Annotated in this window: 12 protein-coding genes; 10 read left to right on the forward strand and 2 right to left on the reverse strand. The window is 46.7% G+C overall.

What is annotated here, in order from left to right; genetic code table 11:
- Positions 1-24: 24 nt before the first annotated feature.
- The 7 genes from nrfD to D2V93_RS17160 all read left to right on the forward strand — a co-directional run bounded on the left by nrfD (position 25) and on the right by D2V93_RS17160 (position 8,137).
- Positions 25-1,776: an NrfD/PsrC family molybdoenzyme membrane anchor subunit gene (gene nrfD, locus D2V93_RS17130; RefSeq protein WP_072878208.1), complete on the forward strand. Its 1,752-nt coding sequence runs from the start codon at positions 25-27 to the stop codon at positions 1,774-1,776.
- Between the two features lie 2 nt (positions 1,777-1,778).
- The gene (locus D2V93_RS17135) at positions 1,779-2,306 is read left to right on the forward strand and encodes a DUF3341 domain-containing protein (protein WP_072878210.1); all 528 of its coding nucleotides are present in this window, start codon (positions 1,779-1,781) and stop codon (positions 2,304-2,306) included.
- Positions 2,307-2,310: 4 nt separating this feature from the next.
- The gene (locus tag D2V93_RS17140) at positions 2,311-2,880 is read left to right on the forward strand and encodes a c-type cytochrome (protein ID WP_119620271.1); all 570 of its coding nucleotides are present in this window, start codon (positions 2,311-2,313) and stop codon (positions 2,878-2,880) included.
- A gap of 17 nt (positions 2,881-2,897) precedes the next feature.
- Positions 2,898-4,235, forward strand: a complete 1,338-nt coding sequence (locus tag D2V93_RS17145) for a quinol:cytochrome C oxidoreductase (protein ID WP_072878214.1) — start codon at positions 2,898-2,900, stop codon at positions 4,233-4,235.
- A 28-nt stretch (positions 4,236-4,263) separates the two neighbouring features.
- A complete protein-coding gene (locus D2V93_RS17150) occupies positions 4,264-5,322 on the forward strand; it encodes a cytochrome c oxidase subunit II (protein ID WP_072878216.1) in 1,059 nt (352 codons plus the stop codon).
- Positions 5,323-5,363: 41 nt separating this feature from the next.
- Positions 5,364-7,178 (forward strand): cytochrome c oxidase subunit I, encoded by a 1,815-nt coding sequence (locus D2V93_RS17155; protein WP_072878218.1) that lies wholly within the window; start codon positions 5,364-5,366, stop codon positions 7,176-7,178.
- A gap of 134 nt (positions 7,179-7,312) precedes the next feature.
- Positions 7,313-8,137, forward strand: coding sequence for a GIN domain-containing protein (locus D2V93_RS17160; protein ID WP_177190037.1), 825 nt, complete (start codon positions 7,313-7,315; stop codon positions 8,135-8,137).
- Position 8,138: 1 nt separating this feature from the next.
- Here D2V93_RS17160 and D2V93_RS17165 read toward each other — a convergent pair whose 3' ends face one another.
- On the reverse strand, positions 8,139-10,400 hold the full coding sequence (locus tag D2V93_RS17165; protein WP_119620317.1) for an acyl-CoA dehydrogenase family protein: 2,262 nt from the start codon (positions 10,398-10,400) through the stop codon (positions 8,139-8,141).
- Between the two features lie 139 nt (positions 10,401-10,539).
- On the opposite strand from D2V93_RS17165, the gene ruvB reads away from it, so the two are divergent.
- On the forward strand, positions 10,540-11,562 hold the full coding sequence (gene ruvB, locus D2V93_RS17170; RefSeq protein ID WP_072878220.1) for a Holliday junction branch migration DNA helicase RuvB: 1,023 nt from the start codon (positions 10,540-10,542) through the stop codon (positions 11,560-11,562).
- A gap of 7 nt (positions 11,563-11,569) precedes the next feature.
- On the opposite strand, the gene D2V93_RS17175 is transcribed toward ruvB, so the two are convergent.
- Entirely contained in the window at positions 11,570-12,163 is a 594-nt protein-coding gene (locus D2V93_RS17175; RefSeq protein WP_119620273.1) for a TetR/AcrR family transcriptional regulator, read from the reverse strand.
- 73 nt (positions 12,164-12,236) lie between these two features.
- On the opposite strand from D2V93_RS17175, the gene D2V93_RS17180 reads away from it, so the two are divergent.
- Positions 12,237-12,683, forward strand: a complete 447-nt coding sequence (locus D2V93_RS17180; protein ID WP_119620274.1) for a cupin domain-containing protein — start codon at positions 12,237-12,239, stop codon at positions 12,681-12,683.
- A 49-nt stretch (positions 12,684-12,732) separates the two neighbouring features.
- On the forward strand, positions 12,733-13,674 hold the full coding sequence (gene queG, locus D2V93_RS17185; RefSeq protein ID WP_119620275.1) for a tRNA epoxyqueuosine(34) reductase QueG: 942 nt from the start codon (positions 12,733-12,735) through the stop codon (positions 13,672-13,674).
- Positions 13,675-13,677 lie beyond the last annotated feature (3 nt).

Genomic DNA, 13,677 nt, shown 5'->3' on the forward strand with positions numbered 1-13,677 from the left:
AAAGAAGTAATTAGAAGATAAATTATGGCGTCGCATTACGAAGCACCTATTCGAAAGCCCTTAGTACTTGGAGACAAAGGATACCACGATGTAACCGTGGACATTGCCCGTCCGGTAGAGGGAAAGGCCAACAAACAATGGTGGATAGTATTCACCATAGCACTTGTTGCATTCCTTTGGGGTCTAGGATGTATCATTTATACCGTTTCCACAGGTATCGGGGTATGGGGTCTTAACCGAACCGTCAACTGGGCCTGGGACATCACCAACTTCGTTTGGTGGGTGGGTATCGGTCACGCGGGAACCCTGATTTCGGCCGTATTGTTGCTGTTCAGGCAAAAATGGAGAATGGCGATCAACCGTTCTGCTGAGGCGATGACCATTTTCTCTGTGGTACAGGCGGGATTGTTCCCGATCATCCACATGGGGCGTCCGTGGTTGGCCTACTGGGTATTGCCCATTCCCAACCAATTCGGTTCGTTGTGGGTCAACTTTAACTCGCCCTTGCTTTGGGACGTGTTCGCGATATCAACGTATCTTTCGGTATCCTTGGTGTTCTGGTGGACAGGTCTTCTGCCCGATTTTGCCATGATCCGTGATAGGGCGGTAAAGCCTTTCCAAAAGAAAATTTACAGCCTATTGAGCTTCGGTTGGACAGGTCGTGCCAAAGACTGGCAACGTTTTGAGGAAGTTTCCTTGGTCTTGGCCGGTTTGGCAACGCCACTGGTACTTTCCGTACACACCATCGTATCCTTTGACTTTGCCACATCGGTGATTCCCGGATGGCACACCACCATCTTCCCACCGTACTTCGTTGCGGGTGCGATTTTCTCAGGATTTGCAATGGTAAACACCCTTCTCATTATAATGAGAAAGGTATGTAACCTTGAAGCCTATATCACCGTGCAGCATATCGAGTTGATGAATATCGTGATCATGATCACGGGTTCCATTGTAGGATGTGCCTACATCACGGAGCTGTTCATTGCATGGTACTCTGGTGTGGAATACGAACAATACGCCTTCTTGAATAGGGCTACGGGACCTTACTGGTGGGCCTACTGGTCCATGATGACCTGTAACGTGTTCTCACCCCAGTTCATGTGGTTCAAAAAATTGCGTACCAGCATCATGTTCTCCTTCTTCATCTCCATTGTGGTGAACATCGGGATGTGGTTCGAGCGTTTTGTGATTATCGTAACCTCATTGCACAGGGATTACCTGCCATCTTCATGGACCATGTTCTCCCCAACCTTTGTGGATATCGGTATCTTCATCGGAACAATAGGATTCTTCTTTGTACTCTTCCTATTGTACTCAAGAACCTTCCCCGTGATTGCACAGGCAGAGGTGAAATCCATCCTGAAAGCATCAGGGGAGAAATACAAGAAATTGCGTGACGCCGGAAAGCCTTTGTACCAAATGCCACAAGGCGTCAACAAAGTGGTGAGCTATGAGGAACCTATCACGGATGATGTGTTGATGGGAGAGGTAAAGCCTGCCGTGGGTGACAAGATCGGCGTTTCCGAACTGTTGAGCAGTATCGGAACATTTGATGCCGCTACCCAAACCCCTGACGATTTGAAATTGATAAAAGGAGTGGGCCCTGAAATGGAGCGCACCCTGAACGAGATAGGCATATTTACCTATGCCCAGGTTGCTAGAATGACCGAAAGAGAGTATGATTTGCTGGATTCGATAACTGGAAGGTTCCCAGGTCGTGCACAACGCGATGATTGGGCAGGTCAAGCAAGGTTGTTAAACGATAAAAAATAAGTATGGCATCAAAAGTTATTCAGGCACTTTACAACGATGATGATGTATTGATGCATGCCGTAAAAAAAGTTAGGGCAGCGCACCACCACATAGAGGAAGTATATACCCCGTTCCCCGTACACGGGCTGGACAAGGCCATGGGATTGGAGGGCACCCGTATCGCGATCACTTCCTTCATGTATGGATGTTTGGGACTTACCGTGGCCATCGTGATGATGAACTATATCATGATCGAGGATTGGCCCCAGGATATCGGTGGTAAACCAAGTTTCAGCTATTTGGAGAACATGCCCGCCTTTGTTCCGATCATGTTTGAAATGACGGTCTTCTTTGCGGCCCACTTGATGGTGATCACGTTCTATCTGAGAAGTAGGATGTGGCCCTTCAAAAAAGCGGAGAACCCCGATAAACGTACTACTGATGACCACTTTTTGATGGAAATCGGAGTGCACGACAATGAAAGTGAACTTGCCGATCTGTTGTGGGAAACAGGGGCGGTAGAAGTAAAAGTTACAGAAAAGGAGTCTTAAAAATATGAAACATTTAGGTAAAATAAGTGTTGCTTTGGTCTTGGTACTGTTCGTAGCTGCCTGTGCAGACAAGAACAGCCCAAACTATCAATATATGCCAAATATGTACGAACCTGTGGGGTATGAAACCTATCAAGGAGTGGACAATGGTCTGTTCCCTGAAGGAACGGAGGCCATGCTTCCCGTTGAAGGGACCATCTCCAGGGGATACATGCCCTATGAATTCGAAAATACCCCAGAGGGTAAAGAACTCGCTAGGCTGAACACCAGCCCGTTGGATTCCTTGAAAACCGAGGACAATTTGGCCAAGGGTATGCAGTTGTACACCATCTACTGCGCCATTTGCCATGGGGACAAAGGAGACGGACAGGGCAATTTGGTAAAGCGTGAAAAAATATTGGGGGTTCCCAGTTATGCCGATCCGGCAAGGAACATTACCGTGGGTACCACGTACCACACCATTTACTATGGATTGAACTCCATGGGCTCCTACGCATCCCAGTTCGCCAACGAAGAGGAGATGTGGCAAGTGTCCGAATATGTGATGAAGTTAAAGGAAGACCTAACAAAATAATTGGATAAGAGTAAACTATGTACACCTTTTCAAACAGACTTAGAATAGGATCTTTCATTGCCATGGCAGTGGGACTGCTTTTTTTGGGAATCGGTTTTGTGTCGGCACCATCAACAGTAGAAGAGGCCAAGGCCATGGTGGCATCGGCACACGGTGATGGCCATGGTGGCGGTCATGCAGAAGAAGCCACAGCCCATGGAGAAGAGCAGGATCACGGCGCAGTTGCCGCCCACGGAGAAGAACACGATACTTCCCATGACACCCATTTGTTGCACCAATTACAGAACAGACCATGGTCTGCACTCTATGTGGCAGCATTCTTTTTCTTTATGATCGCATTGGGCGTTTTGGCCTTCAATGCCATTCAAAGAGCCGCACAGGCTGGATGGTCGCCCATATTGTTCAGGGTGATGGAGGGCATTACGGCCTATTTGGTTCCCGGTGGAATCATTGTTTTTGTGATTTTGTTGCTTTCCGCACTCCATATGAACCACCTGTTCGTTTGGATGGACCCAGAGACCGTTGCGCACGATAAATTGTTGCAGGGGAAAGCAGGGTATTTGAACCCTACCTTTTTCCTGATCAGGGCAGCCATCTTTTTGGGAGGTTGGATCTTTTATCGTCAGTATTCAAGAAAATTGTCCTTGGCCCAAGATGAGTCGGATGATGATAGCAACTTTATAAAGAACTTTAGATGGTCCGCAGGTTTCTTGGTATTCTATTTGGTCACCGAATCCATGATGTCATGGGATTGGATTATGAGTTTGGATCCCCACTGGTTTAGTACCCTTTTCGGATGGTATGTGTTTGCCAGTATGTTCGTATCGGGCATCACCGTTATTGCATTGGTGACCATCTACTTGAAATCAAGGGGATATTTGGAAAATGTGAACAACAGCCACATCCACGACTTGGCCAAGTTCATGTTCGGTATCAGTATTTTCTGGACCTATCTTTGGTTTGCCCAGTTCATGCTGATTTGGTACGCCGACATTCCTGAAGAGGTGACCTACTACGTGGCAAGGTTCCAGGACTACAAACTGCCTTTCTTTGGCATGTTGGTGATGAACTTTGTGTTCCCGTTGTTGGTCTTGATGAACAGCGACTACAAAAGGGTCAACTGGTTTGTGGTCATGGCCGGAATTGTAGTGCTATTGGGGCATTATTTGGATATTTTCAATATGGTAATGCCAGCTACGGTGGGCGATCAGTGGTACATTGGATTGCCCGAGATAGGTGGTCTGTTGTTCTTTGGAGGCCTGTTTGTGTTCTGGGTGTTCACGGCATTGACCAAGGCACCATTGCAACCCAAAAGGAACCCGTTCATTGAGGAAAGCAAACATTTTCATTATTAATACGATTTAAGTCTTAGATAGATACACGATGACTGCATTATTAACATTCACTGTTTTGGCACTGGTGGCAATTGCAATCTGGCAAATGACCAAGATTTTTCAATTGTCGCAACTCAAGACAGAGCACACCGAGGTAGCAAACGACAACGATAACAGGACCAATGGTTATCTTTTGTTCGCATTCTTGATCTTTATCTATGGGATCACCATATTCAGTTTTGCAAAATACTCAAAGGTGTTGTTGCCCGAAGCAGCTTCGGAACATGGCGGGGAATATGATCAGTTGATGTGGGTCTCCTTTGCCATCATCTTTTTTGTGCAGACCATTACCCAGGCCCTTTTGCACTATTTTGGTTACAAGTACAGGGGGCAAGAAGGCAGAAAGGCCCTTTTTTATGCGGACAACGACCGTTTGGAGTTCATCTGGACCATCATCCCTGTGATTGTATTGGCCGGATTGATCCTTTGGGGACTCTACACTTGGACCACAATCATGGATGTGAACGATGAGGACGATCCCATTGTAATAGAACTTTATGCGCAGCAGTTCAACTGGACGGCACGTTACGCCGGTGAGGACAATGTGTTGGGCGATGCCAATGTGCGTTTGATCGATATCAACAAGGCGAATGTGCTCGGTATCGATGAGTCCGACCCCAATGGAGGTGACGATGTCATCGTAAAGGAACTGCACTTGCCAGTGGGCAGGAAGGTCAACTTTAAGATGCGTTCACAGGATGTGTTGCATTCCGCTTATATGCCACACTTTAGGGCACAGATGAACTGTGTTCCCGGTATGATTACCCAATTTTCCTTCACACCTACCGTGACCACTGAAGAAATGCGCCGCAACCCCGATGTGGTGGACAAGGTGAAAAGGACCAATGCCATCAGGGCAGAACGTGCCGCAGAAGGAATACCGAACTCAGACCCATGGGAATTTGACTATATATTGCTATGTAACAAGATATGCGGAAAATCGCACTATAACATGCAGATGAAAATTATAGTTGAAACTGAGGAAGAGTTCAACCAATGGATGGCGGAGCAAAAGACTTTTAAGGAGAACATGACTCCCGCGGAATAAAACAAGGCTAGGAAAAACCATAACAAAATTTAGAAGAGATTATGTCAGCTACTGGACACGAACACGGACACGACGATCACGGACATCATCATAAGGAGACTTTTATTACGAAATATATCTTCAGTCAGGACCATAAGATGATATCCAAACAATATCTCATCACGGGTCTTATCATGGGGTTCATTGGTATTGCAATGTCATTGCTCTTTAGGATGCAATTGGCATGGCCAGGGAAATCATTCCCTATTTTTGAGGCTGTATTGGGAAAATGGGCGCCTGATGGTGTCATGGATGCCGACATTTATTTGGCATTGGTCACCATACACGGTACCATCATGGTTTTCTTTGTATTGACTGCCGGATTGAGTGGTACTTTTAGCAACTTGTTGATTCCGTTGCAGATAGGTGCAAGGGATATGGCGTCAGGTTTCTTGAACATGGTATCCTATTGGTTGTTTTTCCTATCATCGGTCATTATGGTGACATCTTTGTTCGTGGAAGCAGGACCAGCGGCGGCAGGTTGGACCATTTATCCACCTTTGAGCGCATTGCCTATGGCACAGCCCGGTTCTGGTGCCGGTATGACCCTTTGGTTGGTTTCCATGGCCATCTTTATCGCCTCATCATTGTTAGGTTCATTGAACTATATCGTAACGGTGATCAACCTGAGGACCAAAGGAATGTCGATGACCCGTTTGCCATTGACTATTTGGGCATTTTTCGTGACTGCGATCATCGGTGTGATTTCTTTCCCTGTTCTACTATCTGCAGCTTTGCTATTGATCATGGATAGAAGTTTCGGTACATCGTTCTTCCTTTCCGATATCTTTATCCAAGGAGAAGTATTGCACTACCAAGGAGGGTCTCCCGTACTGTACGAACACTTGTTCTGGTTCTTGGGGCACCCCGAAGTATATATCGTATTGTTGCCTGCATTGGGTATTACTTCCGAAGTAATGTCCACCAATGCAAGGAAGCCCATCTTTGGGTATAGGGCGATGGTGGCCTCCATTTTGGCCATTGCGTTTCTTTCAACGATTGTATGGGGGCACCATATGTTCATCTCGGGGATGAACCCGTTCTTGGGCTCTGTATTTACATTTACGACGCTTTTGATCGCCATACCATCTGCGGTAAAGGCATTCAACTATATAACCACCCTCTGGAAAGGGAATTTGCAGTTGAACCCTGCGATGCTCTTCTCCATCGGTTTGGTCTCCACGTTCATTACAGGAGGTCTTACCGGTATCATTTTGGGTGACAGTACCTTGGACATCAACGTTCATGATACGTATTTTGTAGTGGCCCACTTCCACCTGGTAATGGGTATTTCAGCCTTGTACGGACTTTTTGCAGGGGTATACCACTGGTTCCCCAAAATGTTCCAAGGTAGGATGATGAACAAGAATTTGGGTTATGTCCACTTCTGGATCACGGCAGTGTGCGCTTATGGCGTTTTCTTCCCCATGCACTTTGTGGGTATGGCGGGCGTACCTAGACGTTACTATGAAAACACGGCTTTCCCTATGTTCGATGAGTTGACCAACGTTCAGGTATTGATGACCGTGTTTGCCATTATTGCTGGTTTTGCCCAGTTGATATTCATTTACAACTTCATATCCAGTATTTTCTACGGCAAAAAAGGGTCTCAGAACCCATGGAGTTCCAATACCCTGGAATGGACCACTCCGCAGGAGCACATGCATGGAAACTGGCCAGGAGAGATACCTCACGTATATCGTTGGGCGTATGACTATAGCAAGACCTACGAAAATGGAGAGTACATTATAGCTGGACAGGACTTTGTTCCGCAGAACGTACCGCTTCAGGAAAATGAAGAAGAACTCAACCACTGATGTTGATGTATTTCAAAACATAAACAAAGCCCGTCCGTATTTGGATGGGTTTTTTGTTTGTTATGGTCTGGAATACAATGGTTAGCTTTGATTGTAATATCTTTAGAAAACAATTTGTCCTAAATAATAGAACCGTGAAAAACATAATAGTCCTTTTGTTAATTGTGTTTCCCCTTCTGTCCACTGCCCAGCGAAAGCCAAGGATAAAAGGAAGTAGGATCGTGACCCATGTGAACGAGGAATTGCCCCCCTTCAATGCCATAGTGCTGAACGATAATCTGGACATTGTACTGAAAAAATCCTTTGGGCCGGGTTATGACGTTATAGCAGATGACAACCTGATAGACATTCTCAAGTTCAACGTGGAGGACGGTACCCTAATCATCAGTTCCTATTACGACGTTACCGCAAAAAAGCAGTTCGATATCACGGTAAACTATACTGAACTCAGAGCCATCACCCTAAAAGACGGTAGCATGGTCACGCAAGATGTCATCGAAAGCGATGAGCTGTTCGTGGATGGATTCAACAATACCCGATTGGATATCAAGGCGAAGGCAGCGGTCATGGACATCAATCTGGAAGAGACCAGTCGTGGCAATTTCAATGTAGATGTCGATTCCCTCAACATATCTTTGGGGAATAGGACCGAGGCCTATGTGTACAGTGTGGGACAGACGGGTCTGGTCGATTTGGAGGGCGATGCTTCCCTGACCCTGGAGGGCACATCGGACAACATTCAGATACGTTTGATGGGGAATTCGCGCTACAAAGGGGAGACCATGGAAGTGGGCGATCTGAAACTGACCATGGAAAATGACCCATCGGCCTACATTTACGCCTTTAGAAATTTAGAGCTGAGCGCCAAGGGCAACTCCAAAATATACCTCTTTGGAAACCCAAAGATCACCATTGTCGATTTTTTGGATACCTCACAGCTGATCAAGCGCCAAGAATAGGCTATTGGGCAATCGGTGCGGTCAGGCAATGTTCCGGAATCCCAAAACCGTCCACCAAAACCTCAATGTGGGGGCGCAGTTCGGTGGACAATCGTTCCACCCGCTGCCGTATCGCCTTGGACTTGGTCCCACCAATATATCCCTGTTCCAAGAACCATCGGGTATCCGCATGGATTTCGTTAAGGGCGTAGAGCGTACCCAATTTTTCCAATAAATCTTTGTGCTCCGCATCGGTGACGGTTTCACAAAAATCATGGAATACCCCATAGGCCAATTCTACACTATAAGCTTTTCCCAAAGCCAACAAATGGGTCTGTACCTTAAGGAAGGCTTGATAGGAAGGCACCCCCTTTTTGATGTAGTTTCGGATGCGCATGGCCAATGTATAGGTCAGCCTTCGGGTGCGGTAACTGAAAGCATGCTTGTGGAACTTGGGATTGTACAGATGCTCGGCGTCCACTTTGTTGGAATAAAGCGGGTTGATAGCCGTCAACGTGTCCGAAAGCTGGCTTTGCAACAATTTGAGCACCGAGGTAAATCCTGCACTGTTGAATTCCGCCTGAAAATCGGACAGAACGCCTTTGGCGGCCAATTGCAGCAATACGGTGTTGTCGCCTTCAAAAGTGGTAAAGATGTCCACATCCCCCTTCAGGTCGGCAATCCGGTTCTCCAACAGGTACCCTTTACCACCACAGGCCTCCCTGCATTCTTGGATGGTATCGTTCGCAAACCAGGTAATGATCGATTTCAGTCCGGCGACCTGTGTCTCTATCTTTCGTTTGTCCGGTTGCGAGTCATCGCTGTAACGTTTCATCATCTCTTCCAAGGTCACATGGTACACATACGCACTGGCAATGGAGGGGGTCAACCGGATTTGATGGGTGGGATAGTCCATGATCAGGTCCTCTTGGATTTTCACGCTATCATTGAACTGTCTTCGGTTCAAGGCATATTTCACGGCAATGGAAAGTGCCATCTTTGCCCCTCCAAGCGCGCCACGGGCCACACAGATACGTCCGCCCACCAAGGTGCCCAACATGGTAAAGAACCTTTTGTTGGGGTTTTTGATGGAGGAGAAGTAGGTGCCGTCGTCACGTATCTCACCATACTTGTTCAGAAGGTTTTCGCGGGGAACCCTTACATTGTTGAACCATATCTTACCGTTGTCCACCCCGTTCAGGCCAAGTTTGTAACCATTGTCCTCAATGGTGATGCCTTCAAGCTCCTCATGCTTTTCATTGCGTATCGGTACAAGAATGGCATGCACGCCCTCATTTTTTCCATCCACAATCAGTTGGGCAAAAACTGTGGCCATTTTGGAGTGCAGGGCATTCCCAATGTATTCCTTGTTGTCATTTTTGCCAGGGGTCTGGATCACGATAGAGTCCGAAGTTGGTTCGTAGGTTGCGGTGGTCCTGATACCACGTACGTTGGAACCGTGACCCGTCTCTGTCATGGCAAAGCAGCCAAGCAGTTGGGTAGTGCCGGCATTGGTCAGGTACTGGTCGTGGTGCCGCTTGCTACCCAATTTTTGGATGCTTCCCCCAAATAGGCCAAACTGCACCCCGAACTTGACCGCCAAACTTCCATCAACGAACATTAAATGCTCAAAAATGGCGGCATAGGCAGGCATGTTTCCCGTACCCCCATATTCAGCAGAATAGGCCATGGCACCATATCCTTTCTTTGCCAGGGTCTGTACCTGTTCCAATATTCTGGCCCTGAAATCCGCTTTATTCCGAAGGATTTCCCATCTAAAGATGGGCTGGTCCAAAAATTCCCGGAACCTATCCACCGTTTCGGCATGTGGTCCTTTCAGGATCTTATCAAGGATAGTTGCATCATATTGGTCCGAGGTTTTCTTGTGGACCACTTCCACATCGAACAAGTGGTTGTAGTGGTTGGGCTGTATTCCCAGGTTGATCTCAATGTGTTTCAGGTGGTCATTGAAACCGATTCCATTTTGTTGTTGGGTTAACCGTTGGCTAAAAGAAGCCAGAGGATAAGTTTCACTTTCAATGAGTTTGACCTCGGAAGTGGCAATGGTATGCTTCCAATTTTTTAGTTCCGTGTCACTTGGAGGATTTTCGGTATTCAGCCAAAGCAGCAATTGTTCTTTTTCATTGGTGTCCAACGAATCATCTTGTTCAATGGTCTTCATCACCACGGAAATTTCAGAAGTGGACAGCAGGTCATCGGACCATATTACATAGAAGAAAGGGATATATTGGAGGATTCCTTTGGAATAATCGGTGTCGTGCATGGTACTCATTGTTGTGATCGGGCAAGCTGTTTGTTTGATATAACTAAGGTAAGGCTTAGATTTTTAAGATGGCCGCGAAAACTCATTTTAGGAAGAATGGTTTCAGGCGGATGGGGTTTTCAATTATATTTGTTGAGTAATGAACGAAAACTTAGATCCAACGGCCAGTAATTTTTCCCAAGAGGAGCTCGATATTGAAAGGGCCCTCCGTCCCATCACTTTTGATGATTTTACGGGGCAGGCCCAGGTATTGGAAAACCTAAAGGTTTTTGTGCAGGCCGCCAATCTGAGAGGAGAGGCATTGGACCACACCCTTTTTCACGGACCTCCGGGTCTGGGGAAGACCACACTGGCACATATTTTGGCCAACGAGTTGGGCGTGGGCATCAAAGTGACCTCGGGTCCTGTTTTGGACAAACCGGGCGATTTGGCGGGTTTGCTCACCAATCTCGATGAGCGGGATGTGCTGTTCATTGACGAGATCCATCGGCTTAGCCCCATTGTTGAGGAGTACCTCTACTCGGCCATGGAAGATTATAAGATCGATATCATGATCGAGACCGGGCCAAATGCCAGGACCGTCCAGATCAATCTGAGTCCGTTCACCTTGATAGGCGCCACTACCCGCTCCGGATTACTGACAGCTCCCATGCGGGCAAGGTTTGGCATCCAGAGCCGATTGGAATACTATGATACGGAACTGCTCTCCACCATTGTGGAACGAAGTGCGGAAATCCTGAAGGTACCCATTTCCCAAGAAGCGGCCATTGAAATTGCCGGACGGAGCAGGGGCACCCCACGGATTTGCAATGCCCTGTTGCGAAGGGTCAGGGATTTTGCCCAGATCAAAGGAAATGGGAACATCGACCTGAAAATCTCACAGTTTGGGCTGAAGGCCCTCAATGTGGATGCCCATGGACTGGACGAAATGGACAACAAGATCCTGACCACCATCATCGATAAGTTCAAAGGCGGCCCTGTAGGGATTACCACATTGGCCACGGCAGTGTCCGAAAGTGCCGAGACGATTGAAGAAGTCTATGAGCCCTTTTTGATCCAACAGGGGTTCATCATGCGAACCCCAAGAGGTCGTGAGGTCACGGAATTGGCCTATAAACATTTAGGCCGAATAAAGGGAGGCGTTCAAGGAGGGCTTTTCTGATTGCTTATTACTCTTTTTGACAGCCTTTTATAATCATCTCCAATCCCCATTCCAATGTTTCGATGGATTCTGCCGTGGTCAGGTCACAGACATCTTTGGTAGCAATGATGGATTCAATGCCCATCAGTACCACAGAAATATTCTTTAGTTTATTCTTCGTTTTCATATCTAGGGCAATGGTGTTTGAATCAAAATAAGCACCGATGGCCGAAATTCTATTTTGCCCTCTTTGAAGTTTTGGGTTGGATGAGGAGAGAACGGCTGCCAAAAATTTTCGGGAGGTCTTTTCATTGTCCAGCGCAAATTTGAGATAGGCTTTTTGAAACCCCAGCATGGCTTCCAGTAAAGAGCTGTTTTTGTACTGTTCCATCAAAACTGTGGGATCGGGTACATTGAGCTGGAGCAGGAGTTCTGTGGAAATGGCATCTACGTTGGTGTAATATCTGTAAATGGTAGCCCTAGAAATACCTGCTTTTTCCGCAATATCCTCCATTGTGGGCTCCTTGCCCATTTCCAGAAGTTGTTGGGTTGCAAGCAGAATTTTCTTTCGGGTTTCCTGTTTTTGGCTTTTTCGGCCAGATTGTAAGTGTTCCTTTTTCATGAGACAAATATCTCGTAAAATTTTGAACAAAGAAAATTAATCTATATGTTTGTGAGACAAAAATCTCACGAAAATGAAAAGCAATGCTTCAAAATGGGTTTTAGGGCAAAAGGTAACCCTGCATCCAACTACTGGTGATTATGATATGGTGGTCTGTGAAACACCGGCAGAGGCGCAAGGGCCGCCTCCGCACATACACACTCAATACAAGGAAGCTTTTTTGGTGATAGCCGGTGAATTGGAGTTTTTCATTGATGGCAAGATTCAAGTGTGTAGGGCGGGGGAATCGGTGGATGTGCCACCAGGAACCTTACATACCTTTAGCAATAAGCAAAATCAGCCTTGTACATGGGTCAACATTCATAGTCCGAAAGGCTTTTCATCTTTTTTTGAAACCTTTGGTGTTTCTGAAACCGAAACCGATGCGGTTCAGAAATCTGTGCACCCAGAGACAATTCAAAAAGTATTGGCAACCGCAAAGGATTACGATATGCTTATTCCCCCACCTCCCCAAGAATAGTTCGTCACCTTTTGTATCTTGGTGCTTCCATTTCTATTGGAAGTACACAATGACAAATTCTAAAAGAGTTCATACCGATTTGATCAAGACCGAAGCCAAGCGCCTCGGTTTTTTGTCTTGCGGTGTTTCCAAAGCAGGATTTTTGGAGGAGGAGGCCCCTCGTTTGGAAAAATGGCTCAACCAGAACAGGCATGGGGAGATGCAGTACATGGAAAACCATTTTGACAAGCGTCTCGACCCCACAAAACTGGTGGAAGGTTCCAAATCGGTCATTTCCTTGTTGTTGAATTACTTTCCGTCTGAACAGCAAAACCCAGATTCCTATAAGATTTCCAAGTATGCCTACGGAACGGATTATCACTTTGTGATAAAGGACAAGCTCAAAAGTCTGTTGCATTTCATCCAAGAAGAAATCGGGGAAGTATATGGTAGGGCCTTTGTGGATTCCGCGCCTGTACTGGACAAGGCTTGGGCATCCCGCAGTGGTCTGGGCTGGATCGGGAAGCACAGTAACCTGTTGACCCAAAAAGTGGGTTCTTTTTATTTTATTGCCGAATTGATCGTGGATTTGGAATTGGAATACGACACGCCGGTCACCGATCATTGCGGTACCTGCACCGCTTGCATCGATGCCTGCCCCACCGAGGCCATCGTGGAGCCCTATGTGGTGGATGGGAGCAAGTGCATATCCTATTTCACCATCGAACTGAAAAATGAAATTCCCGGGGAGTTCCAGGGAAAATTTGATGAATGGATGTTCGGATGCGATGTCTGCCAGGATGTGTGCCCCTGGAACCGATTTTCCAAACCGCACCGGGAACCTTTGTTCGACCCCCATCCAGAATTGTTGTCATTCACTAAAAAGGATTGGGAAGAAATCACTGAAGATGTTTTCAAAAAGGTGTTCCAAAAATCAGCGGTGAAACGGGCCAAACTTTCTGGCTTGAAGCGAAACATCGACTTCATCAAGAATAAAAATCACAGCACATAATTG

The sequence above is a fragment of the Flagellimonas taeanensis genome (assembly GCF_003584105.1).
GTDB classification, from domain to species: Bacteria; Bacteroidota; Bacteroidia; order Flavobacteriales; family Flavobacteriaceae; genus Flagellimonas; species Flagellimonas taeanensis.